Source organism: Pseudomonas sp. IT-P258 (genome assembly GCF_949767825.1).
Classification (GTDB): Bacteria; Pseudomonadota; Gammaproteobacteria; order Pseudomonadales; family Pseudomonadaceae; genus Aquipseudomonas; species Aquipseudomonas monachiensis.
Genome location: NZ_CATKPU010000087.1, coordinates 221,697 through 246,039, shown reverse-complemented (window position 1 = coordinate 246,039; position 24,343 = coordinate 221,697). Strand labels below are relative to the sequence as shown.

At 59.4% G+C, this 24,343-nt stretch carries 21 protein-coding genes; 9 read left to right on the top strand and 12 right to left on the bottom strand.

Annotated elements, in window-relative coordinates:
• Positions 1-34 precede the first annotated feature (34 nt).
• On the top strand, positions 35-313 hold the full coding sequence (gene rpsT, locus ACM6G4_RS25555) for a 30S ribosomal protein S20 (RefSeq protein WP_020798646.1): 279 nt from the start codon (positions 35-37) through the stop codon (positions 311-313).
• Positions 314-435: 122 nt separating this feature from the next.
• Here rpsT and ACM6G4_RS25550 read toward each other — a convergent pair whose 3' ends face one another.
• The 5 genes from ACM6G4_RS25550 to rplU all read right to left on the bottom strand — a co-directional run bounded on the left by ACM6G4_RS25550 (position 436) and on the right by rplU (position 4,195).
• A complete protein-coding gene (locus tag ACM6G4_RS25550) occupies positions 436-900 on the bottom strand; it encodes a CreA family protein (protein ID WP_056728707.1) in 465 nt (154 codons plus the stop codon).
• Between the two features lie 12 nt (positions 901-912).
• Positions 913-2,031, bottom strand: coding sequence for a glutamate 5-kinase (gene proB, locus ACM6G4_RS25545; protein WP_056728709.1), 1,119 nt, complete (start codon positions 2,029-2,031; stop codon positions 913-915).
• Positions 2,032-2,168: 137 nt separating this feature from the next.
• Positions 2,169-3,392 carry an Obg family GTPase CgtA gene (gene cgtA / locus ACM6G4_RS25540; RefSeq protein ID WP_008052064.1) on the bottom strand — a complete coding sequence of 408 codons (1,224 nt, stop codon included), beginning with the start codon at positions 3,390-3,392 and terminating at the stop codon, positions 2,169-2,171.
• Positions 3,393-3,587: 195 nt separating this feature from the next.
• Positions 3,588-3,845 (bottom strand): 50S ribosomal protein L27, encoded by a 258-nt coding sequence (rpmA, locus tag ACM6G4_RS25535; protein ID WP_003281574.1) that lies wholly within the window; start codon positions 3,843-3,845, stop codon positions 3,588-3,590.
• A 35-nt stretch (positions 3,846-3,880) separates the two neighbouring features.
• Positions 3,881-4,195, bottom strand: coding sequence for a 50S ribosomal protein L21 (gene rplU, locus ACM6G4_RS25530; protein ID WP_003176051.1), 315 nt, complete (start codon positions 4,193-4,195; stop codon positions 3,881-3,883).
• 239 nt (positions 4,196-4,434) lie between these two features.
• On the opposite strand from rplU, the gene ACM6G4_RS25525 reads away from it, so the two are divergent.
• The 3 genes from ACM6G4_RS25525 to ACM6G4_RS25515 all read left to right on the top strand — a co-directional run bounded on the left by ACM6G4_RS25525 (position 4,435) and on the right by ACM6G4_RS25515 (position 6,373).
• Positions 4,435-5,403, top strand: coding sequence for a polyprenyl synthetase family protein (locus tag ACM6G4_RS25525; RefSeq protein ID WP_056728713.1), 969 nt, complete (start codon positions 4,435-4,437; stop codon positions 5,401-5,403).
• A gap of 166 nt (positions 5,404-5,569) precedes the next feature.
• Positions 5,570-5,911 (top strand): zinc ribbon domain-containing protein YjdM, encoded by a 342-nt coding sequence (locus tag ACM6G4_RS25520; RefSeq protein WP_008028840.1) that lies wholly within the window; start codon positions 5,570-5,572, stop codon positions 5,909-5,911.
• 204 nt (positions 5,912-6,115) lie between these two features.
• Positions 6,116-6,373 carry a hypothetical protein gene (locus ACM6G4_RS25515; protein ID WP_008052059.1) on the top strand — a complete coding sequence of 86 codons (258 nt, stop codon included), beginning with the start codon at positions 6,116-6,118 and terminating at the stop codon, positions 6,371-6,373.
• A gap of 134 nt (positions 6,374-6,507) precedes the next feature.
• Here the strand turns inward: ACM6G4_RS25515 and ACM6G4_RS25510 are convergent, their stop codons facing one another.
• The 3 genes from ACM6G4_RS25510 to ACM6G4_RS25500 all read right to left on the bottom strand — a co-directional run bounded on the left by ACM6G4_RS25510 (position 6,508) and on the right by ACM6G4_RS25500 (position 8,238).
• Positions 6,508-7,125, bottom strand: coding sequence for an FKBP-type peptidyl-prolyl cis-trans isomerase (locus ACM6G4_RS25510; protein ID WP_008052058.1), 618 nt, complete (start codon positions 7,123-7,125; stop codon positions 6,508-6,510).
• A gap of 121 nt (positions 7,126-7,246) precedes the next feature.
• Positions 7,247-7,537, bottom strand: a complete 291-nt coding sequence (locus tag ACM6G4_RS25505) for a DUF6482 family protein (protein ID WP_046041769.1) — start codon at positions 7,535-7,537, stop codon at positions 7,247-7,249.
• A 212-nt stretch (positions 7,538-7,749) separates the two neighbouring features.
• Positions 7,750-8,238, bottom strand: a complete 489-nt coding sequence (locus ACM6G4_RS25500) for a TIGR00645 family protein (RefSeq protein WP_007970904.1) — start codon at positions 8,236-8,238, stop codon at positions 7,750-7,752.
• 172 nt (positions 8,239-8,410) lie between these two features.
• Between ACM6G4_RS25500 and ACM6G4_RS25495 the strand changes: the two genes are divergently transcribed.
• Positions 8,411-10,240 (top strand): hypothetical protein, encoded by a 1,830-nt coding sequence (locus ACM6G4_RS25495; RefSeq protein WP_056728715.1) that lies wholly within the window; start codon positions 8,411-8,413, stop codon positions 10,238-10,240.
• A gap of 6 nt (positions 10,241-10,246) precedes the next feature.
• Here ACM6G4_RS25495 and ACM6G4_RS25490 read toward each other — a convergent pair whose 3' ends face one another.
• Positions 10,247-10,588, bottom strand: a complete 342-nt coding sequence (locus ACM6G4_RS25490; RefSeq protein WP_008052055.1) for a hypothetical protein — start codon at positions 10,586-10,588, stop codon at positions 10,247-10,249.
• 241 nt (positions 10,589-10,829) lie between these two features.
• A complete protein-coding gene (locus ACM6G4_RS25485; RefSeq protein WP_056728717.1) occupies positions 10,830-13,268 on the bottom strand; it encodes a Lon protease family protein in 2,439 nt (812 codons plus the stop codon).
• A 278-nt stretch (positions 13,269-13,546) separates the two neighbouring features.
• Between ACM6G4_RS25485 and ACM6G4_RS25480 the strand changes: the two genes are divergently transcribed.
• The 3 genes from ACM6G4_RS25480 (at position 13,547) to ACM6G4_RS25470 (ending at position 16,832) form a co-directional block, all read left to right on the top strand.
• Positions 13,547-14,035 carry a DUF3015 domain-containing protein gene (locus tag ACM6G4_RS25480; RefSeq protein WP_008052053.1) on the top strand — a complete coding sequence of 163 codons (489 nt, stop codon included), beginning with the start codon at positions 13,547-13,549 and terminating at the stop codon, positions 14,033-14,035.
• 93 nt (positions 14,036-14,128) lie between these two features.
• Positions 14,129-15,982: a DUF4105 domain-containing protein gene (locus ACM6G4_RS25475; protein ID WP_414914863.1), complete on the top strand. Its 1,854-nt coding sequence runs from the start codon at positions 14,129-14,131 to the stop codon at positions 15,980-15,982.
• A gap of 355 nt (positions 15,983-16,337) precedes the next feature.
• The gene (locus tag ACM6G4_RS25470) at positions 16,338-16,832 is read left to right on the top strand and encodes a GreA/GreB family elongation factor (RefSeq protein WP_056728721.1); all 495 of its coding nucleotides are present in this window, start codon (positions 16,338-16,340) and stop codon (positions 16,830-16,832) included.
• Here the strand turns inward: ACM6G4_RS25470 and gdhA are convergent.
• Together gdhA and ettA are read right to left on the bottom strand one after the other, a co-directional pair.
• Entirely contained in the window at positions 16,829-18,166 is a 1,338-nt protein-coding gene (gdhA, locus tag ACM6G4_RS25465) for an NADP-specific glutamate dehydrogenase (protein WP_414914862.1), read from the bottom strand. The two genes, ACM6G4_RS25470 and gdhA, sit on opposite strands and share 4 nt — an antisense overlap.
• Positions 18,167-18,544: 378 nt before the next feature.
• On the bottom strand, positions 18,545-20,209 hold the full coding sequence (gene ettA / locus ACM6G4_RS25460; RefSeq protein WP_223541993.1) for an energy-dependent translational throttle protein EttA: 1,665 nt from the start codon (positions 20,207-20,209) through the stop codon (positions 18,545-18,547).
• A gap of 276 nt (positions 20,210-20,485) precedes the next feature.
• On the opposite strand from ettA, the gene ACM6G4_RS25455 reads away from it, so the two are divergent.
• Positions 20,486-24,334 carry an EAL and GGDEF domain-containing protein gene (locus ACM6G4_RS25455; RefSeq protein ID WP_414914861.1) on the top strand — a complete coding sequence of 1,283 codons (3,849 nt, stop codon included), beginning with the start codon at positions 20,486-20,488 and terminating at the stop codon, positions 24,332-24,334.
• The last annotated feature ends 9 nt before the right edge of the window (positions 24,335-24,343 follow it).

Here is a 24,343-nt window from a genome sequence, read left to right as displayed (position 1 = left end):
CTATTTCCTAAAAAGTCTTTCGAGGAGCTCGACGGTGGCCAACTCACCTTCCGCCAAAAAACGTGCAAAACAGGCTGAGAAGCGTCGCAGCCACAACGCCAGCCTGCGTTCCATGGTTCGTACCTACATCAAGAATGTAGTTAAGGCCATCGACGCAAAAGACGCTGAAAAAGCTCAAGCTGCATACGTTCTGGCTGTGCCAGTTATCGACCGTATGGCCGATAAAGGCATCATCCACAAGAACAAGGCTGCTCGCCATAAGAGCCGTTTGAATGGCCACGTTAAGGCCCTGAACGTTGCCGCTGCTGCCTAAGCGACTCGTTCATTAAAAAACCGACCTCAGGGTCGGTTTTTTATTGCCTGCGATTCAGTGAATTCGACGCAAAAAAATGTGGGAGCGAGCCTGCTCGCCCCCACAGCTCTGATTGTGTGAAATTACTGAGTGTGGGCCCACGGCAAAATCGGAATCGCCGTCACCGCATTCTGCGGACTGCCCTCGATCAGGCGATCGCTGTACACCAGATACACCAGCGTATTACGCTTCTTGTCGAGGAAACGCACCACCTGCATGGTCTTGAACACCAGGGACGTGCGCTCCTTGAACACCTCGTCGCCATCCTTGAGCTCACCCTTGAAGCTGATAGGCCCGACCTGCCGACAAGCGATAGACGCTTCGGCACGATCCTCGGCCAAACCAAGACCCCCCTTCACCCCACCGGTCTTGGCGCGCGACAGATAGCAGGTCACACCATCGACCTTGGGATCATCAAAGGCCTCGACCACGATCCGGTCATTCGGCCCGACGAACTTGAACACCGTCGACACCTGACCAATCTCTTCGGCCGAAGCCAACAGCGGCATCGCCAACAGCAACCCCAACAATCCTTTTGCCACGCGCATTCAGGTATTCCTTCAGACCAGGATCAGGTTATCGCGGTGAACCAGTTCCGGTTCCGCCATGTAACCCAACAGACCGACAATCGCCTCGGACGACTGACCGATGATTTTTTGCGCTTCCAGCGCACTGTAGTTGGCCAGGCCACGGGCAATTTCACGACCGTCAGGCGCCACGCAGACCACCATCTCACCGCGACGGAAACTGCCCTGAACCAACTTGACGCCGACCGGCAGCAAACTTTTATTGCCCTGGGACAACGCCATCACTGCACCCGCATCCAGCACCAGGGTGCCACGGGTTTGCAGATGACCGGCCAGCCACTGCTTGCGCGCCGCCAGCATGCCGCGCTCCGGCGACAGCAAGGTGCCGATGCGCTCGCCCGCCTTGAGGCGATCCAGCACACGCTCGATGCGCCCACCAACGATGATGGTGTGAGCGCCGGAACGGGCCGCCAGACGCGCAGCACGCAACTTGGTCTGCATGCCGCCACGCCCCAGCGCACCACCAGTGCCGCCCGCCACCGCATCGAGCGCCGGATCATCGGCACGCGCCTCGTAAATCAGCTGGGCATCCGGATTATTGCGCGGATCGGCGTCGAACATGCCGTCGCGATCCGTCAGGATCACCAACAGGTCAGCCTCGACCAGATTCGCCACCAGCGCCGCGAGCGTGTCGTTGTCGCCAAAACGGATTTCGTCGGTGACCACGGTGTCATTCTCGTTGATCACCGGAATAACCTTCAGCTCGACCAGCGCACGCAAGGTGCTGCGGGCGTTCAGATAGCGCTTGCGATCGGACAAGTCGTCGTGAGTCAGGAGAATCTGCGCGGTATGCCGGCCATGCTCGGCAAAGCTCGACTCCCAGGCCTGCACCAACCCCATCTGACCGATTGCGGCAGCTGCCTGAAGCTCGTGCATCGCACTGGGTCGCGAGGTCCAGCCCAAACGGCTCATGCCGGCCGCCACCGCCCCGGAGGACACCAGCACCAGTTCGACACCCGCCTCATGCAAGGCCACCATCTGCTCAACCCAGACACCCATTGCCGCGCGATCCAGGCCTTTGCCGTCCGCCGTCAGCAAAGCGCTGCCGATCTTCACGACCCAACGCTGCGCACCTGTCACCTTGCTCCGCATCATCTTCAACCTTAGCTTGAGGGCAACGCGACCTAGCACTGCCCGTGACGTTATTCGTGGTTACTCGTGACCAACAATCGATTTCCAGATACCAAAACGCCGCTCGATTGAGCGGCGCTTAAGTTTATCGCAACGAATCAGTCACGCACGTAAATGATTTCCGGACCGTCTTCGTCATCCACATCTTCTTCGTCCCAATCATCGTCGCCGATGTCGTGGACCGACTTCACGCCGCTGCGACGCAGGGCACGCTTGTCATCCAGCGCCTGCAGCTGCGCGCGAGCTTCATCTTCGATGCGCTGATCGAGATCGGCCAGCTCTTCCTTGTAGGCCGGGTCATTGGCCAGGCGATCAGCACGATCTTCCATGTAACGCATGATGTCGTGGCACAGACGCTCGGTACCAAGCTTGGAGATGGCCGAAATCACGTAGACCGGACCCGTCCATTCCAGGCGATCAACGATTTCCTTGACGCGAGCATCGTGCTCTTCATCAAGAATCTGGTCGCACTTGTTCAGGACCAGCCAGCGATCACGCTCCGCCAGGGACGGGCTGAACTTGATCAACTCGTTGACGATCACTTCAGCGGCATCCGGTGCGCTGGCGTCATCCAGCGGCGCCATGTCCACGAGGTGCAGCAGCAGACGCGTGCGCGCCAAGTGCTTGAGGAAGCGAATGCCCAGGCCAGCACCTTCGGAAGCACCCTCGATCAAACCCGGAATATCGGCAATGACGAAGCTCTTCCAGCGATCGACGCTGACCACACCCAGGTTCGGCACCAGCGTGGTGAACGGGTAGTCGGCAACTTTCGGCTTGGCAGCCGAAACCGAACGAATAAAGGTACTTTTACCAGCGTTCGGCAAGCCCAGCAGACCGACATCAGCCAGTACTTTCATTTCCAGCTTCAGGTCGCGCTGCTCACCCGGCTTGCCCGGAGTGGTCTGGCGCGGCGCGCGGTTGGTACTGGATTTGAAACGGGTGTTACCCAGACCGTGCCAGCCGCCCTGCACTACCATCAACTTCTGACCGGCCTTGGTCAGGTCGCCGATGACTTCCTGAGTCGCGGAGTCGATCACCGTGGTGCCGACCGGAACGCGCAGGATCAGGTCTTCACCCTTCTTGCCGGTGCAGTCGGTGCTGCCGCCGTTGGAGCCACGCTCGGCATCGAAGTGCCGGGTGTAACGGTAGTCCACCAGGGTGTTGAGGTTTTCGTCGGCCATCATGTAGATGGAACCGCCGTCACCGCCATCACCGCCGTTCGGGCCACCGTTCTCGATAAATTTTTCCCGACGGAAACTCATGGCGCCATTGCCGCCATCACCAGCCTTTACGCGAATCGATACTTCATCAACAAACTTCATAACAAACGCCTCTCGCCATACGGACGAGCCGAAAAACAATCAAGACATAAGACTCTTGCAAAAATGAGCGCAGCGACCCTGAACCACGATACCTACATCGTACGCCGACAGCCCATACAAACAGCTTTGCAAGAGACTCACCCCACAAACGAAAAAGCCCCGTCGCGAGACAGGGCTTTTCCAGCGATCGCGCAATTAAGCTGCGACTACGCTCACGTAACGACGACCGAAGGCGCCTTTTACTTCGAACTTGATCACGCCTTCGACTTTAGCGAAGAGGGTGTGATCTTTACCCATGCCAACGCCGTAGCCAGCGTGGAATTGGGTGCCGCGCTGACGCACGATGATGTTGCCTGCTTTGATAGCCTGGCCGCCATACATCTTCACGCCAAGGCGTTTGGCTTCTGAGTCGCGACCGTTACGGGTACTACCACCAGCTTTTTTGTGTGCCATGAGTTCAATTCTCCTAGTGAGGAATTAGGCTGTAATTAAGCCTGAATACCGGTGATTTTGATCTCGGTGTACCACTGGCGGTGGCCCATACGCTTCATGTGGTGCTTACGGCGACGGAACTTGATGATGCGGACTTTATCGTGACGACCTTGGGAGATCACTTCAGCCACAACGGTAGCGCCAGCAACAACTGGAGCGCCGATATTCACGTCGTCGCCATTGGCAACCAACAGAACGCGATCAAAGGTAACGGATTCGCCGGTAGCGATTTCCAGTTTTTCGATCTTCAGGTATTCACCTGGGGCGACTTTGTACTGCTTGCCGCCAGTAACGATTACTGCATAAGACATGGTATTTCTCCGATAATCCTGCTCACCCAGCTCTTTATAAGAAGAGGTATTGGCTGGCATGGCTGCATGGGGCTGGAGGCCCGCTTGCAATTGCGTAAGGCAGGTGCTGCCCAGGAAGTTCAGGGTGCGCGATTGTACGCAAGGCACGAGCGCCTTGCAAGGGGCCGTCCATCGCGCCTTGACACCTGCAAGCGTGGGTCCTAGCATGCCGCGCAACCCTTCTGGAGCGACTGTCGCTGATGCAACCCCAAGCTTTCTACCGCGCGGTCGCGGACGATTTTAGCGCCGTCGACGGCATCATCAAGAAGCAGCTGACTTCCCGAGTGCCGCTGGTATCGAAAATCGGCGATTACATTACCTCGGCCGGCGGCAAACGCCTGCGTCCTTTATTGGTGCTGTTGTGTGGCAAGGCTCTTGGCCGTGAGGGCGACGAACTGCGCCTGCTGGCCGCGACCATCGAGTTCCTGCACACCGCTACCCTGCTGCATGACGACGTGGTCGACATGTCCGGCATGCGCCGTGGCCGCTCGACCGCCAATGCCATGTGGGGCAACGCGCCAAGCGTATTGGTCGGCGACTTCCTGTATTCGCGCTCGTTCGAAATGATGGTCGAACTGGGCTCGATGCCGGTGATGAAGATCCTTTCGCAAGCCACGCGCATCATCGCCGAAGGCGAAGTGTTGCAGCTGTCGAAGGTTCGTGACGCCAGCACCACCGAAGAAACCTACATGGAAGTCATCCGCGGCAAGACCGCGATGCTCTTCGAAGCCTCGACCCACAGTGCCGCCGCCCTGTGCCAGGCCTCGCCGGAACAGTCCGAAGCCCTGCGTACATTCGGTGATCACCTGGGCGTGGCCTTCCAGCTGGTCGATGACCTGCTCGACTACAAAGGCGACGCCGAAACCCTGGGCAAGAACGTCGGTGACGACCTGGCCGAAGGCAAGCCGACCCTGCCGCTGATCTACACCATGCGCGAAGGTACGCCGGAACAGGCCGCCTTGGTGCGCAAGGCGATCCAGAAAGGCGGGATCGAAGACCTGGAAAGCATCCGCGAAGCCGTGGAAGCCTCGGGCTCGCTGGAGTACACCGCGCAACTGGCCCGTGACTATGTGGCCCGTGCGATCAAGTGCCTCGAAGCGCTGCCTGCCAGCGAGTACCGCGATGCACTGGTTGAACTGAGCGAGTTCGCGGTCGCGCGTACGCATTAATCGCAAAATAAAAATCAAAAGATCGCAGCCTTCGGCAGCTCCTACAGGTGTACACAAATCCCCTGTAGGAGCTGCCGAAGGCTGCGATCTTTTGCTTTCAGCTCCCCGCGCCTGAAAAACCCTATATAATGTGCGCTTTTAACGATCCTGAATCCAAGGAGCCTTAGTGAGCACGTTGCCACCCTGCCCAAAATGCAATTCCGAATACACCTATGAAGACGGCGCCCAGCTGATCTGCCCCGAGTGCGCCCACGAATGGTCCGCCAGCGGTGAAGCCGAAGCTGCGTCCGATGACGCAGTGAAAAAGGATTCGGTCGGCAACGTCCTGCAGGACGGCGACACCATCACCGTAATCAAGGACCTCAAGGTCAAGGGTACGTCTTTGGTGGTCAAGGTCGGCACCAAGGTCAAGAACATCCGCTTGTGCGATGGTGATCACGACATCGATTGCAAGATCGACGGCATCGGCCCGATGAAACTCAAGTCCGAGTTCGTCAGAAAAGTCTGAGCCTGCTGTTACCCATCCCGCGCCCGGCGTGGGATGGCGTCTCACCCTCCCCGCTTCACCCAGTAAATCCTCGCAATAGCCAAACGCCAGTCGATTTGACCTGACGCAATCTTTACCCGGAAAAAAGCGCAAACCGCCAATAGACCCTTGCTATTTGGTGAATAAGAATTATTCTCATAAAGCCCTTCAATGGAGATGAGAACCATGACTTACTTGATCGATGCCTGGCTGGACCGCCCACACCCTTACCTCAGGATCCTGCATCGGGAAACCGGGGAAGTCTGTGCGGTGCTTGAAGAAGAAGCCTTGAGTGAACTGCAGGACCAGGGAGATCTTGATCTCAATGGCCTGAGTTCCAGCGAGCCGGTGGTGCTCAAGGAACTGGTGCGTAATCTGTTTCTGTTCTGCTATGCCCGGGCGTTGCGCCCGCACAGTGAACTGCACCACAAGATCGAAATATGAAAATCACCGAAGAAACTGTGGGAGCGAGCCTGCTCGCGAAAGCGATCTGACATTCAACACTTATGCTGACTGACACTCCGTCTTCGCGAGCAGGCTCGCCCCCACATTAGCCCGACGTCATATCGGGCCGGGTATTACAGAACGTCCAGCAACTCGACGTCGAACACCAGTACGCTGTGCGGCGGGATGCTGCCAACGCCTTGAGCGCCGTAAGCCAGTTCGCTCGGCACGTACAGGCGCCATTTGCTGCCGGCGTTCATCAGTTGCAGGGCTTCGGTCCAGCCGGCGATCACGCCGCCAACCGGGAATTCCGCAGGCTCGCCGCGCTCGTAGGAGCTATCGAACACAGTGCCGTCGATCAGGGTGCCGTGGTAGTGAGTACGCACGGAATCTTCACGGGATGGCTTGGCGCCTTCACCAGCGGTCAGGACTTCGAACTGCAGGCCGGAAGCCAGAGTGGTGATGCCGTCACGCTTGGCGTTTTCAGCCAGGAAGGCCAGGCCTTCGCCAGCAGCCGCTTCAGCCTTGGCTGCAGCTTCGGCCTGCATGATTTCGCGGATGACTTTGAAGCTGGCGGACATTTCTTCCTGACCCACACGGCTTGGCTTACCGGCGAACGCGTCGGTCAGACCTGCCAGGATCGCGTCCAGGCTTACGCCCGGTGGCGGGTTGTCGCGCAGTTGGTCGCCCAGCTGACGGCCAATGCCGTAGCTGACGCGGGTTTCGTCGGTGGACAGATTTACTTCGGACATGACACTGCTCCGCTGTGCGGACGGCTCGGGAACTTGCCATGCGTGCACAGCGCGTCCCGGAGCGCCCGGAACCAAAAGGGCCAGCAGACTAGCACAGATGTCATGCCATTGATGAGGGGCCTCAGGCGATCGGCACCTTCAGGTTTTCCTCCACATCGGCAACCAGGCCGCACATTTCGTCATGCACGACCGTGTGCACAAGATTGAAGTGCAACTTTGGAAAGGAGCGCAGCACATCACGGGCATGCTCCACCGAACGCAGGCTCATCATGTGCCCGTGCGTATCGCTCAAGGGATACGCCGTGCCATGCATCCGCGCCTCCAGCAGGTAGATGCCTCCCTCCATCGAGATCAGGTTCAGCTCATCGACCTTCCCGGCGACGGCATACGCATTCAACTCTTGCAGGTTCATGAGCGCACCTCACGCAGTAGCGAGCCTCTTTACAGGGATAGGCTTCGGCGCATCAAAGCACAAGCCACTGGCCAGACCGTTTGTCTGTTACTGCAGGAGCTTGTGGCGAGCGAGCTTGCTCGCGCCGGGCTGCGTAGCGGCCCCAAAAAAGCGGGATCACTTCGCCATCCAGCGGGAGCAAGCTCCCTCGCCACAAAGGGAGCCGATCCGGATCAGTGCTTGGTGACTTTATCCAGGTAACCCATGGCAAATGCCGAGACCACGAAGGTCATGTGGATGATCACGTACCACTGCAGATGCTCGGGATCGACGTTCTTGGCGTCCATGAAGATGCGCAGCAGGTGAATGGACGAGATCGCCACGATCGATGCCGCCACCTTCATCTTCAGCGACGAAGAGTCCATGGTGCCCAGCCAGTTGAGCTTCTCCTTGCTGTCGTCGATATCCAGTTGCGAGACGAAGTTCTCGTAGCCGGAAATCATCACCATCACCAGCAAACCGCCCACCAGGGCCATGTCGATCAAAGACAGCAGCACCAGGATCAAGTCCGATTCGGCCATCGAAAACACGTTCGGGATGACGTGGAAGACTTCCTGGAAGAATTTCAGTGCCAGCGCCAACAGCCCGAGGGACAGACCGAAATAGATCGGCGCCAACAGCCAGCGCGAGGCGTACATTGCATTTTCGATAAAGCGTTCCATTGAATCTCACAAGTAGGGCTGAAAACGGCGGCGAGTATACCAGCCGCCCGACTATAGCCAGAAGCTGCCAGAAACCGTCGAAAAATCCGTCACCTGCGCCTGTGTATCAAAGTTTTTCTGCTAGTGTCCAAATCATTGATTGCTCAGTGATGTCGGACAGGAAGACTGGAAAATGGATGTGCGATTGCCTTTGACGAGTGCCGGAATTTGCCTGGCGTTGCTGCTGAGCGGCTGCTCGCCCAGCGACGAAAAACGCCAGGTCAGCCTCGAAGAAAAAACCGCGCAATTCGAAAAGTCGCTGGACGCCATCCAGGATCCGAAGCTCAAGGATGCCGTGTCGGAGCTGGGCGGCTCGCTGCTGCTGCTCGAACGCGCGCAACTCAAGCTCGACAGCAAGCCGATGGAAACCGAATACGGCGAAGACGCCCTCGCCATGCTCAAGCACTACCCGAACCCGCAGGCCCTGGTCGACACCTACATCAACGGATTGTTCGTGCTGCAAAAGGACTCCAGTTCCGACTACCTGACCGATCTGCAACCAGTGTTCCCCTTCACTTTCAGCGTTCCTGCAGCGTTTTTGTTTCCCCATGGCCTGGAATGGCAGTCGGTCACGCTGAGCAACAAACGGGTGATTGCGTTCCAGCCGGAATGGTCGGAAACCGACCCTGGCATTCAGCTCAGCCCATCAAGTTCCAACCTGACCAACCCCGATGACCTGACCGTGGCCTACCCCTTCATCGAAGGCCTCGACATCGACAGAAAGCAACAACCGCAACCGGTGAGCCTGCAAGGCAAGGTCGAAGTCATCGCGCCACGTCGCCTGTACAGCTTCGACCTGACGAAAAAGGACGTAGGCCAGACCCGCACCAATGACAACCTGAGCGTCACCCTGCTGGCATTGACGAACAGCTACGCAGAAATCGAATACAACAACAGCGCGCCGCTGGCCCCTGAAGTCAGTGAAACTCCGCTCAACCCGCTGATCGTCCAGGCCAGGGACAGCACCGGGCAATTCATCGCGCGCGCCGGCTCAATCAACGAAACCTCAGTACAAATTGCCTTCTATCAGCAGCAACTGGCCAAGATGCAGCAGCAAAAGAGCTGGAGCGAAGCCCTGGAAAAACAGCTCGACGAAGAACAACGCAACTTTGAGAAACAGCAGGCACGACATTATTCGAAGGTGTACTTCAACGGGACAATCGAAACCCTCGAAGTCAGCATGCTGGATTTTTCCGCCGTCACGGTCACCCGAAAGGACCTCGACCTGCCGATCCGGCGCTTCGATGCCAATACCACGGACAAGTCCATCCAGCCCTTGAACCTGTCCGTGGTGGTCTATGACGACCAGGCGGCGAGCTGGCTGAAAGGGGCAACGCTGAGTGAGGATCAACTGAAAAAGAACGTCAGCATCAGTCAGTCGGTCGACGACCCCAGCGCTGCGCGAATCGAATTCACTCACCTGCGCACCTTCAACGATGAACTGCTCGGCACATCGTTCAACCCCGGCGAAAGTCCGGTGAGCTTCTTTACCGAAGACACGCTTGGAAAACGCGACGAGCCGATCGAACTGCCGTCAGAGGCGTACCAGATCGATCCCCTGCGCGGCACCATCACTTACGACCTGAATCTGTTTCCGCAGACTCCGGCCTATGCGGTGGGCTCGATGCCGCTGTTCCTGGCCGCGGTCGACAAGCAAACCGTCGATGCCCGTCAACTGCCCAAGGGCCTCGCGCTCAAAGACAATGCACTGGTGGTGGACCTGAAGGCATTTCCCGCACAGGACTGGCGCTTTTTCGCCAAGGACGACAGCGGTAATTACTTGAAGGAGATTCTATCGGTCAGCCATGGCGCGAGCACACAGGGTCCGGCGCAGTTTGCCGTGCATTATTTCTATGGGCAGCCTACGCGCCTGGAAACCTACCAGCGCACTGACCTCGCCACCGTGCAATATGGTTTCGAAGTCAAACTCGACAAGGCCGACATGACGCGCCTTGATCAATAGTGCCACTCAGTGCTCAGGGTGAAACTCGAAACCGCCCATGTTCCGGCAGCGACCACCATTGATTTCCCGCAGTTGGGCTTGCAGGTGCAGGCACCAGATTTGCGGATCGTCGGCCAATTCGTAGCCGTGCAGGGTCAGGCTTTCAACGATGGTGTCGAGGATTGATTCAGCGACGAACGGACCGTGAAACGGGCCTTGGGCCTTGATGGCCGAAGGTTGCTCACCGGCCATTCCGGCGGCGAACAGCAGAGTCCACATGCCCGTATCTCCCGCCAATGGACGGATGGCACATTCGATACGGGTCACAAGGCCCAGGCATTGACGGGTAAGGCAGAGGTTGCGCGACATGGCGGCGACCCTCGGTAGATCCGGTATTCAGCCCCCATGGGAAGGCTGTTTCGATCCTGTGATTACGTCGATATCCTTGAGCAGAGAATAGAAGAAAAGTCCGGCTTGCAGGCCAGGGCGAGACCGAAAGGCGCCGAATGGTCATAGTGTGAATATTGACGTCATTTCGACGACGCTTTTCCAGTATTCACACAAACAAATGTGGGAGCGGCGGTGCGCCGCTCCCACATGGGTTACTGCATCAAGCCGGTTTGGTTTCCGCCAATGCCTCTTGCGCCAACTCCTTCTCGGCTTCCTTGAGATCATCCTCACTGATCATTTCCGCGATAACCCGCAGGCGCTCCACGACTCGCGCGTTCACGCTGCCTTCAGGAAACTCGCCATTTTCGTCCGGCTCGCCGGCCGGTTCGCCGACCAGCAAGCTCAAGGCTTCGTCGGCCTGACGGACCGCGTAGACATGGAACTGCCCCGCACGCACTGCCGTCAGCACCTTCTCGTCGAGCATCAGGGTCGCGACGTTGGCGTGAGGAATGATTGCCCCCTGCTCGCCGGTCAAGCCGCGGGCTTCGCACAGACGGAAGAAGCCCTCGATCTTCTCGTTGACCCCGCCAACCGCCTGCACTTCGCCGAACTGGTTGATCGAACCGGTGATGGCGAAGCACTGCTTGAGCGGGGTTTTCGACAAGGCCGAGATCAGGGTGCAGGCCTCGCCCAGGGAAGCACTGTCGCCATCGACATAACCGTAGGATTGCTCCAGGGCGATGCTCGCGGAAATCGCCAGCGGAAACTCCTGGGCGTAGCGGCTGCCCAGATAACCGGTAAGGATCATCACGCCTTTGGAGTGGATTGGCTGGCCGAGGTTGACCTCACGCTCGATGTCGACAATACCGCTGCCGCCGGGGTACACCGTGGCGGAAATCCGCGCCGGCACGCCGAAGGCCGAGTCACCGACCTCCAGAACGGTCAAGCCGTTGCACTTGCCGACCGCCGCGCCGTCGGTGTCGATCAGGATGATCCCGGCCAGCATGTCGTCGAGAATCCGCGCCGACACCCGCCCGGTCCGCGTGGCCTTGGCCTTGAGCGCACGTTCGATGTGCCCGGCGTCGGTCATTTCATCGCCAGCCAGGTGACGAATGAAATCCGCCTCGCTGACCAGTTGAAACAAATCACCGATACGCGCCGACAAGCGCCCCTGATGCTCGGCCAGACGCGCACTGTAGGTCGCCAGGCGTGCCACCGCATCGGCTGTCAGCGGTGCCATGCCTTCCTCGGAAGTACGGGTCTTGAGCAACTGGGCGAACTGCTCCAGGCTCTCGTCGACCATCGGGATGTCTTCGTCGAAATCCACCAGGACGCGGAACATCTCCTGGAAGTCCGGATCGAGGTCTTGCAGCGTGTAATACAGCTGACGGGCACCGATGATGACGACCTTGACCTGCAACGGTATGTGTTGCGGTGTCAGGGTCACGGTGGCCAGACGCCCCAGTTCACCCAGCGGTGACTCCATTTTCAGCTTGCGCGATTGCAGGGCGCGTTTCAGCGCGTCCCACACGAACGGCTCGCTGAGCATTTTGTCCGCTTCAAGGATCAGGAAACCGCCATTGGCCCGGTGCAAGGCACCCGGTCGCAGTTGGCGGTAGGTGGTGTACAGCGCGCCCTGATCGGTGCTGTATTCGATGCGACCGAAAAGGTTTTCATAGGTCGGGTGCGGCTCGAACACCACCGGCGCACCGCCGCTGGCCGAGTGACCGACCACCAGGCTCGGCGCGTATTGTTCTTCCAGCAACTTGCGGGCGACAGCGTCGGTCTTGCTGTCGTCCACCAGTTGCTCGACCACGGTCTTGAGCAAGTACACCTGCATCGCTTGCAGATAACCGCAGACCGCCGCGTTCTCGGCGTACTTCTCCGACAGTGGCGACAACAATGGCTGCAAGGCCAGGGTGATGGTTTCTTCGTTCAGATGACGCAGTTGGTTGCTCGATTCGCGCTTCCATTGCGGCAGGCTGGCGAGCTCTTCGTTCAGGCGCTCCTCCAGTGCCGAAATATCTTCGTGAAAGCGCTCGCGCTCGGCTTCCGGCAATTGGGCGAATTCAGCCTCGTCCAACGCCTTGCCATCGCTCATCGGGGTGAAGGCAATATTGCTGGCGTCGCGGTAGAGCGCGACTTCCTTTTCCAGGGCCAGACGCTCGATGACGTCAAGGGCCTTGTCGTAGCGCTGGTTGAAAGCGCGGTCGATGCTGCTTTTCTTCTGCTGGTAGGACGGATGCTCGAAGACTGCCGGAAATGTCGCCAGCAGGTTGTCGATCAAAACGTTGATATCGCCAATGAAGTTACCGGCAGTGCCCGACGGCAACTCCAGGGCACGTGGTTCGCGCGGTTCATCGAAGTTGTTGACATAGACCCAGTCCGCCGGGGTCTGCAGGCGCTTGCCTTCGGCCTTGAGGTAGCGTTTGACGAACGAGAACCGGCCGGTGCCGGGCTCGCCCATGACGAATACGTTGTAACCGGGGCGTGGCATGGCCACACCGAACTGCAAGGCTTCGACCGCACGTTCCTGGCCAAGCACACCGCGAAAGGGCTCCAGATCATTGGTGGTAGAGAAGCTGAACTGTTCAGCGGAAAACGGACGGGTCAGCGCTTCGGGCGCTAGACGCAAGCTGGCAGCAACAGGATCAGGCATCGGGCTTCCTTACAATCAGGCGGGGCAGATGGCAGCATTCTGGCGCTGCCCATGCCCGACTGGCAAGGAGCGCCGCAGGCCTGAGCATTGTCAATCGGCCAACCCCAGGCGGGCCGGGCTTGCGCCGGTGTTTCCCATGAATGTTTTGCAAAAAATCACGGAACCCCGTGATCGTGCCTAAACTCCAAACTGCGCGGCTGGGCTAATGCCCGGCCCACTGGCACCGGAACGGGCCAGACTCCCTTGTCTATTGGTATGCACACAAAGAGAACAAAGCTATGAAACGGATTCTTCTTGGTACTCTCTTCACCGCTGTATCCATCAATGCCATGGCGCAAGCGCCAGGCGGTCCGGATTGCGGTTGGGGCAACATGCTGTTCGAAGGCCAGCGTGGTACTCCAGCTCACTTCCTGGCATCCACCACCAACGGCACCTCCGGCAACGCAACCTTCGGCATGACCTCAGGCACCAACGGTTGCGCAACCAATTCGGCGCTGACCTATGGCGGCAAATCCTGGTTTGCCATGAATGGCATGATGAACGAGCTGTCCGAAGACATGGCCAAGGGTCAGGGCGAAGCGCTGACCACCTATGCCGTGGTACTGGGCGTGGCGCCGGAAGACCGTGCGCACTTCGCCGCCGTCACTCACGAACACTTCCAGCAGATCTTCAGCAAGGCTGACGTGACTGCAGAAGACGTGCATACCAACACCCTGGCCGTGCTCAAAGCCGACCCTCGTCTGGCCAAGTACGCGACTCAGGCTTAAGCTCGACCCGCCCCGCTTCTTTCGGGAAGCGGGTTTTATTTTTTGGACCTGCCCCTCTTTGGGTCTTTTTCTCAAGTATTTAAGTTGCCCTCTATGCTCAAACGCCTTGCCTGGCTGGCGCTGTGTGTCTGCGCCCCGCTGTCCGCCGCGCCTCACATCGATCCACAACGTTTGCAGCAACTGGCCAACGACCCTTTCTGGATCTCCCTGGGCCATTACGAAACCGCCAAGCTCGGTGGCTGGCGCAGCTATGTCAGTGACCGGAAATTTTTCCTCGCCGCTGACGGCAATGAACATCCGGACCATGAACTGGCGGCGACTGTACAAGCCTTGTACGCCCCGGCCAGTGCCGGTGAAACACACGCTCAATGCGTCTACCCGGCCCGCACCCGCTGGCTGAAAGAACAACTCGGCCTGACCGGCCTGCCAACGCCGGACTGCGCCGAATTCAAGCAATGGTTCAAGGACGTCTCGCCCGACAGCGCGGTGATGATCTTCCCGGCGGCCTACTTGAACAGCCCGTCCTCGATGTTCGGCCATACCCTGTTGCGCATTGACCAGGCCGAAGTGAAGAGCGACAAGACTTCGCTGCTCAGTTACGCGATCAACTTCGGCGCCTACATCGAGGGCTCGGACAACAGCATCATCTATGCCTGGAAAGGCCTGATGGGCGGCTATCCCGGCCTGTTCGCGATGGTGCCCTACCAGGAAAAACTCTCGGAATACCGCAGCCTGGAAAACCGCGACCTGTGGGAGTACCGCCTGAACCTGACCCGGCAGGAAACCGCGCGCATGGTCGAGCATGTCTGGGAGCTCAAGCAGATCAAGTTCGACTATTTCTTCTTCGACGAAAACTGCTCGTACCGCTTGCTGGAACTGCTGCAAGTGGCCCGCCCGGGCCTGCGCCTGACCGAGCAATTCCCGCTCACGGCCATCCCGACCGACACCGTCAAAGCCGTGAAAGCGGCTGGGCTGGTGGAATCGATCCAGTATCGTCCGTCCCGGGAGCGCGAGTTGCTCAGCCGCGCCGAGCCGTTGAACCCTGAAGAGCAGCAATGGGTGCTGAAAGTCAGCGCCGATCAGAAACAATTGCAGGACCCGGCATTCAAGGCGCAACCCCGCGACCGCCAGGCGCTGATCATCGATGCGGCCTATCGTCTGGAGCGCTACCGCGCCAATGGCCAGGAGCGCGACCCGGCGCGCGCCCAGCGCAGCTTCGAACTGCTGCGGGCAATCAACCAGAACCCGGCGCCGGAGCTGGAGATTCCGCAACCGGGCCTGCCTGAAGACGGTCACGAGTCCCGCACCTGGCAGCTCGGCCTCGGCACCCGTGGAGATAAAGCCTTTGGCGAGTACGGCTTGCGCATGGCTTATCACGACCTCAATGACAACAACGAAAGCTTTCCCCTTGGCGCGCAGATCGAAATCCTGCAATTGAAACTGCGTCAGTACGAAGGCAATGACTGGCAAGTGCAGCAACTGGACCTGGCGACCATTCGCTCCCTGACCCCGCGTAACGAATTGCTGCAACCGCTGTCATGGCAAGTCACTGGTGGCCTGGAGCGGGTGCCGGGCAAGCACGATGACCAGACCCTGGTCAGCCATGTCAACGGCGGTGGCGGCGGCACCTGGCAACTGGGCGATGACCTGCTCGGTTTTGCCCTGGGCACCGTGCGTATCGAGCACAACAGCGACTTCGCCGCGTTCATTGCCCCGGCCGCCGGGTTCAACAGTGGTGTGCTGTGGAAAAACCCTCTGGGCAATTTGAGCCTGGAAGCCAAGGGCGACTTTTTCACCAATGGTGAAGTGCGCCGCAGCCTGAGCCTGAATCAACAGTGGGAAATATCCCGCAATCTCGGACTGCGCTTGAGCGCCCAGCGTGAGTTCAGCCATTTGGCAACGGCCGAGAACGAAGTGATGCTTGAGCTGAAGTGGTATTACTACTGACCTGACACACCACTTACCCTGTGGGAGCGGGCTTGCTCGCGAATGCGATATGCCACTCAACATTGATGCTGGCTGACACGCCCTTTTCGCGAGCAAGCCCGCTCCCACAGGGGGTTATGTGGTGTTCGACAAAATGCATGCACTCCTTTCACATACACCCGACAAATCCACTTCTAGACTTTATCTATGGGCCATCGGCTTGGGAGAGTGAGACGGATGGCCGGGTGTAAAGCCTGGCAGCAGCAGAAAGATCAGGACGCCGCCCGGGCCTATCACTCGCCATAAGTCGTTTTCAGACATCCGGTGAAACCAAATGCCTGCGACCATGGCCCAAACCCTATACCGGGAGAATTCCATGAGCCGTGCCTTCGTCAATGAAGATAACGCCGCCGCGCAAGCCGATCAGCCAGTCGAACGGCAGGTCAGCGCGCAGCCCAATTACGTCACGCCGCAAGGCCTGGACCTGTTGCAGGGAAAAGTCACCGAACTGCAAACCCTGCACGCCGAACAATCGGCCAAAGGCGAGCAGGCCGACAAGCAGCGCCTGGCGGATCTCGAACGTGATTTGCGTTACTTCAAGCAGCGCCTGGGCAGCGCTCAGGTGGTACCCGCCGCGACTTCGACCGAGAAAGTGCAGATCGGCAGCTGGGTGACCTACGCCGATGAACACGCCACCGAACGCCGGGTACAACTGGTGGGCGAAGATCAGGCCGATGCCGCCCACGACCTGATCAATTGGGGTTCACCGTTGGGACGGGCACTGCTCGGCGCACGACTCAACGATGAAGTGCTGTGGCAGCGCCCTGCCGGGGATCAATTGATTGAGGTGATCCGTATCGAACCGGCTTAGACCACACCTTGGGCGAGCATGGCATCGGCGACTTTGACGAAGCCGGCGATGTTCGCGCCCTTGACGTAGTTGACCCGGCCGTTCTCCTCACCGTAATTCACGCAAGCGTGGTGAATCGACTGCATGATCGCGTGCAGCTTGCTGTCCACTTCGCCACCGGTCCATGCCAGGCGCATGGCGTTCTGCGACATTTCCAGCCCGCTCACCGCCACACCACCGGCGTTGGACGCCTTGCCCGGCGCGAACAGAATGTCGGCCTCGATGAACAGATCCACCGCCTCAAGGGTGGTCGGCATGTTCGCGCCTTCGGCCACGCAGATGCAACCGTTGCGCAGCAAGGTGCGAGCGGCGTCGGCATCCAGTTCGTTTTGCGTCGCGCACGGCAGTGCGATGTCGCAGCTCAGGCTCCATGGCAGTTCACCGGCGCGAAATTCCAGACCAAAACGGCTGGCCAGCTCACGGATGCGCCCGCGCTGTACGTTTTTCAGCTCCAGCACCGCCAGCCATTGCTCCTCGGTCAGGCCGCTTTCGCAATACAGCGTGCCTTCGGAGTCGGACAGCGAAATCACTTTGCCGCCCAGGTCCATGACCTTGCGCGCCGCGTATTGCGCGACGTTGCCGGAGCCGGAGATCGCTACGCGTTTACCCTCCACGGCCAGACCGCGACGCTTGAGCATTTCTTCGGCGAAGTACACGCAACCGAAACCGGTGGCTTCCGGGCGAATCAGGCTACCGCCGTAGCTCGGGCCTTTGCCGGTCAGCACGCTGGTGAACTGGTTGCTCAGGCGCTTGTACTGGCCGAACAGGAAACCGATTTCCCGCGCACCGACACCGATGTCACCGGCCGGCACGTCAACGTCGGCACCGATGTGGCGGTACAACTCGCTCATGAAAGCCTGGCAGAAGCGCATGACTTCCGCGTCGCTCTTACCCTTCGGATCGAAGTCCGACCCGCCCTTGCCGCCGCCCATGGGCAATGAAGTCAGGGAGTTTTTGAAGGTCTGCTCGAAGGCGAGGAACTTCAGGACGCCCATGTTCACCGACGGGTGGAAACGCAGGCCACCCTTGTACGGGCCGATTGCGCTGTTCATCTGGATGCGGAAACCACGATTGACCTGGACCTTGCCCTGATCGTCGACCCACGACACGCGAAACACCACCGCACGCTCCGGCTCGCAGATGCGCTCCAGGATGCCGGAGGTCAGGTAATGCGGATTGGCTTCAAGAAACGGCCACAGGGTACGCAGGACTTCTTCGACAGCCTGGTGAAACTCGGGTTGATCCGGGTCGCGTTTTTTCAGGCGCGCAAGGAAGGATTCGACGGATTCGATCATGAAAAAGTCTCGGCAAATTTGTTGTCGTTGGAGGAGATTGGGCCGGACTGTAACAAACGAATCGCGCACAGGAACAGCGCAAAATGTCGCACTTATGAAATTAAATGGTGCACAGGATATAAATAAGTCCGCTTTTTGGACTCATTCTGCACCTGAATAGGGATTCACCATTCGAGCAATGCACCATCAGGAACACCGCCTTCGCGAGCAAGCCCGCTCCCACAGGGGATCTTCTTCTGAATTGAGATTTGTGCCTTTCACAAAACCCTGTGGGAACGGGCTTGAACTCGCGAATGGCGCGGCTCGGTGTCATTGAAAAAACACAGGCAAAAAAAAACGGAGCCCGAAGGCTCCGCTCTTTATGCAACCAACCTGAAATCAGGCCAGCTTCTTGTGGCGTACACGATGCGGCTGGGCAGCCGCTTCGCCGAGACGCTTTTTACGGTCGGCTTCGTACTCGGTGTAGTTGCCTTCGAAGAACACCGCTTGCGAGTCGTCTTCGTACGCCAGGATGTGAGTCGCGACGCGGTCAAGGAACCACCGGTCGTGGGAGATCACAATGGCGGCGCCCGGGAAGTCCAGCAGGGCCTCTTCCAGGGAACGCAGGGTTTCAACGTCGAGGTCGTTGGACGGTTCGTCGAGCAGCAGGACGTTGCCGCCCTCCTTCAGGGTCAGGGCCAGGTGCAAGCGACCGCGCTCACCACCGGACAGGTCCTTGACGAACTTCTGCTGATCGCCGCCCTTGAAGTTGAAGCGACCGACGTAGGTACGCGACGGGATCTCGTAGTTGCCGATGCGGATCTGGTCGGAACCGTCGGAGATCTGCTGGAACACGGTCTTGCTGCCGTCCAGGTCTTCGCGGCTCTGGTCAACGCAAGCCAACTGCACGGTTTCACCGACTTCGATGCTGCCAGAATCCGGCGTTTCCTTGCCCATCAGCATGCGGAACAGGGTCGATTTACCGGCACCGTTACCGCCGATCACGCCGACGATGGCGCCTTTAGGCATGGAGAACGACAGGTTGTCGATCAGCACGCGGTCGCCATAGCCCTTGGTGACGTTCTTGAATTCGATGACCTTGTCGCCCAGGCGCGGACCGGCCGGGATATAGATCTCGTTGGTTTCGCTGCGCTTCTGGAATTCCTGCGACTGCATTTCTTCGAAGCGCTGCAGACGAGCCTTGGATTTGGACTGGCGGGCCTTGGCGCCTTTGCGCACCCACTCCAGTTCTTCCTTCATGGCTTTTTCGTGGGCCGACTGCTGCTTGGATTCGGCAGCCAGACGATCGGACTTGGCTTCCAGCCAACCCGAATAGTTGCCCTCGTAAGGAATGCCCGCGCCGCGGTCGAGTTCCAGGATCCAGCCGGCAACGTTGTCCAGGAAGTAACGGTCGTGCGTGATCGCGACCACGGTGCCCGGGAAGTCGTGCAGGAAGTGCTCAAGCCACGCAACGGAATCGGCGTCCAGGTGGTTGGTCGGTTCGTCGAGCAGCAGCATGTCCGGAGCGGACAGCAGCAGGCGGCACAGGGCCACACGACGCTTTTCACCACCGGACAGAACTTCGACCTTGGCATCCCAGGCTGGCAGACGCAGCGCATCGGCGGCGACTTCCAGTTGACGCTCAAGGTTGTGACCGTCGCCGGCTTGCAGGATAGCTTCGAGCTTGGCCTGTTCAGCCGCCAGCTTGTCGAAGTCGGCATCCGGTTCGGCGTACGCGGCGTAGACCTCGTCCAGACGTGCCTGAGCGTTCTTGATGACGCTGACCGCTTCCTCAACCACTTCACGCACGGTTTTGGTCGGGTCCAGAATCGGTTCCTGTGGCAGGTAGCCGATGTTCAGCTCTGGCATCGGACGGGCTTCGCCTTCGAACTCGGTGTCGACGCCGGCCATGATTTTCAGCAGCGTGGACTTACCCGAACCGTTGAGGCCAAGTACGCCGATCTTGGCGCCAGGGAAGAACGACAGAGAAATGTTTTTCAGGATTTCCCGCTTCGGCGGAACAACTTTGCCCAGCCGATGCATGGTGAATACGTATTGAGCCATGGAGAACCTAGGGTCAGTGACTGATGAATGATTGGAGCGCAGGCAATGCCCGGCCAGACCGTGCGCGTCGTCCGTAAGAGGCGACGCTGAAAAAGTCTGAGTCTAGGAGCTGGAACGCTCCCGCGTAACCGGCAAAGCTACCTTAATGACAGATGGCAGTCCAGCCGACGGACAGGGGCTGGCACTTCGCCACAACTCAAGGCATGCTAGCCGCCCTTCGGGCGTCCGGCTTATAGTGCACGTCGCGCCAGTCCAGCCAAACCGCAGGATTACAGCTTGTCCATTGTCCCTCCGCCTCTGACTTCCAGTGCGCCGGCCACAGCGCCCGGCTCCCCCCTGCGCGGAACCTTGAAGGGCACCTTGGCGACACTCGTATTATTGCTGTTGGCCCTGCTGTTCTGGCAGTTGCTCGACCAGTTGCGGGAAACCCAGAAAAACCAGCGCCAGTACACCATCGACTACACCGCCGATCTGGCCGCGCAGGTCAGCCTGAACATGGCGCTCAATGCGCAGATCGCCCTCAACCTGCTGCCGATCGTCGAGCAACCGCAGGACGCCGATGAATTGCAGGCCCTGTTGCGCAAACTGCAACAATCGCTGTCTGATCTGCGCAGCCTGGCGTTGCTCAGCCCCTCGGGAAGAGTCATCAGTGACAGCGCTCCCGACAGCGATGACAGCGACTACCTGGGTGAACTGGTACGCCGCAGCCACGCACAGGCGCACTATTTCAGCAATGCCACCGACGGTTCCGTGGTGCACTTACTGTTGCACCAGGCCAGCGGCAGTTCCCGAGGCTATTGGGTCTTGCGCCTGACACCCACCTTCTTTTCGTCCCTGACCAAACAAGGCGAGGCCGGCGGCCGCCCGTTGTGGCTGGTGGAGAACCGCATCAATCATCAGATCATCAGCCGCGACGAAGCGCTGCCCTCGGTCAATCCGGGAACGTTGACCGCGGACGATGTCGCCAACAGCGTGCTGACCGTCCCGCTGAGCAGCAGCGATTGGCAACTGCGCGGTCTGTTTGACCGTCAGCGCGTACTGGAAGAGCTGCTGCCGGCGTTCATCGGCAAATGCCTGCTGGGCCTGGCGTTTTCCATGCTGCCGTTCCTCGCCTTGCTGAACATGCGCCGGCGTCAGCGCCAGTTGAATGAAGGCCGCCGGCGTTACCAGGACATTTTCGAAGGCACCGGCGTGGCCTTGTGCGTCCTCGACATGTCCGGGCTCAAGGTCTTTTTCGACAAGGCGCAACTGCAGGGCAGCGAGCAACTGCAAGCGTGGCTGGCGATCCCGGAGCAACGACGGCCATTGCTCAAGGAACTGCGGATCACCGAGGTCAACCAGGTTGCGCTGCAACTGCTTAATGTCGATAGCGCCGACAAAGCCTGGAAACTGCTGATCGACGGAAACCCACAGGACGGCACCGCCATCGGCAACCAGGTGCTCGACGCGATGCTCAACCGGCAGCAACAGCTTGAACTGGAAATCAAGCTCCAGGACGCCAGCGGCCGCGACCAGCACCTGTGGCTGGTGCTGCGCCTGCCGCAAACCCAGGACGACTATAAAGCGGTGATCCTGAGCATCACCGACATCACCAGCCGCAAGCTCATCGAACTGTCGCTGCAGGAGCGCGAAGGGTTCTGGTCGGACGTGGTGCGCACCGTGCCAGATCACCTGTATGTGCAGGATGTGATCAGCCAGCGGATGATCTACAGCAACCACCATCTGGGCCAGACCCTGGGTTACAACCGCACCGAACTGCACCAGATGGGCGAATACTTCTGGGAAATCCTCCTGCATCCCGAAGACGCCGACTATTACCACCGCTCCCGCCAGATCCAGCGCCAGGCCGGTTATCGCCAGTTGATGCAGTGCCAATTGCGCTTCCGCCATCGGGACGGCCAGTGGCGACGCTTCGAGATTCGCGAGCAGGCGCTGGCGCGGGACAAGGAAGACCAGGTCACGCGGATCATCGGCGTGGCCAAGGACATCACCGACCAGATCGAAGCCAGCGAATCCCTGCGCGACAGCGAGCAGCGCTACCGGATGCTCGCCGAAAGCATCAGTGACGTGATCTTCTCCACCGACAGCCGCCTTAACCTCAATTACGTCAGCCCCTCGGTGCAAGCGGTGCTGGGTTACGGCGTCGAGTGGATTTTCCAGAACGGCTGGCAATCGACCATCGCCAACCCGCAACAACTGACCGGCATCTACCACCTGATGGACCGGGTCAGCAAAGCGCTGGATCAGCCGGACCAACTGGCGCTGTTGCGCAGCCAGGTGCAAACCCAACTGTTCCTGTTCGATTGCCTGCGGGCCGACGGGCGCAAGATCCCGATCGAACTGCGCCTGGTATTGGTCTGGGACGAACACGGCACCTTCGAAGGCGTGCTCGGCGTCGGCCGCGACATCAGCCAGCAACGCCGGGCCGAAAAAGACCTGCGCATGGCGGCCACGGTATTCGAACACTCGACCTCGGCGATCCTGATCACCGACCCGGCCGGCTACATCGTCCAGGCCAACGAAGCCTTCAGTCGTGTCAGCGGTTATGCCGTGGAGCAGGTCCTCGACCAGCTGCCGAACATGCTGACGGTCGACGACCAGCAGGAAGCCCATCTGCGTTACGTGCTCAAGCAATTGGGCCAGCACAGTACCTGGGAGGGCGAAGTCTGGCTCAAGCGCCGTAATGGCGAGCATTACCCGGCCTGGGTCGGGATCACCGCCGTGCTCGACGATGAAGGCGACCTGGCCAGCTATGTGTGTTTCTTCAGCGACATCAGCGAGCGCAAGGCCAGCGAGCAGCGGATTCACCGCCTCGCCTACTACGACGCCCTGACCCACCTGCCCAACCGTTCGCTGTTCCAGGATCGCCTGTACACGGCACTGCAATCGGCCGAGCGGCAGAAGTCGTGGGTGGTGCTGATGTTCCTCGACCTCGACCGTTTCAAGCCGATCAACGACTCCCTGGGCCACGCCGCCGGCGACCGCATGCTCAAGGAAATGGCCACGCGCCTGCTCGGTTGCGTCGCCGATGACGACACCGTGGCGCGCATGGGCGGTGACGAATTCACTTTGCTCCTGCAACCGCGAGCCAACCGTGAAATCGCCCTGAACCGGGCGATCCATGTGGCCGAACAGATTCTCGCCAGCCTGGTGAAACCCTTCGTGCTCGAAGGCCGCGAGTTCTTCGTCACGGCCAGTATCGGCATCGCCCTGAGTCCACAGGACGGCAACGAACTCAGCCAGCTGATGAAGAACGCCGACACCGCGATGTACCACGCCAAGGAGCGTGGCAAGAACAACTTCCAGTTCTATCAGGCGGACATGAACGCCAGTGCGCTGGAACGTCTGGAGCTGGAAAGCGACTTGCGCCATGCCCTGGAACAGAACGAATTCGTGCTGTATTACCAGCCGCAGTTCAGCGGTGACGGCAAGCGCCTGACCGGTGCCGAGGCGCTGTTGCGCTGGCGTCATCCACGCCGCGGGCTGGTGCCGCCGGGGGATTTCATTCCGGTGCTCGAGGAGCTCGGGCTGGTGGTGGATGTCGGCGACTGGGTGATCAGCGAAGCCTGCCGCCAACTCAAGGCCTGGCATCAGGCCAGGGTGCGGGTGCCGAAGGTGTCGGTGAACATCTCGGCGCGGCAGTTCTCCGACGGCCAACTCGGTACGCGAATCGCCACCATCCTCAAGGAAACCGGCCTGCCACCGGCGTGCCTGGAACTGGAGCTGACCGAAAGTATCCTGATGCGTGAAGTCAGCGAGGCGATGCAGATCCTCGACGGCCTGAAAAACCTCGGCCTGAGCATTGCGGTCGACGATTTCGGTACCGGTTACTCATCGCTCAACTACCTCAAGCAATTCCCGATCGATGTTCTGAAGATCGACCGCACCTTTGTCGATGGCCTGCCCAGCGGCGAGCAGGATGCACAGATTGCCCGGGCAATCATTGCCATGGCCCACAGCCTGAACCTGGCGGTGATCGCCGAAGGCGTGGAAACCCAAGAGCAGCTGGATTTCCTGAGGGAGCACGGTTGCGACGAGGTACAGGGTTATCTGTTCGGTCGGCCGATGCCGGCCAATCGGTTCGAGGCCCAATACAGTAACGATGCATTGTTCATGTTTGATTGACCACTGCCG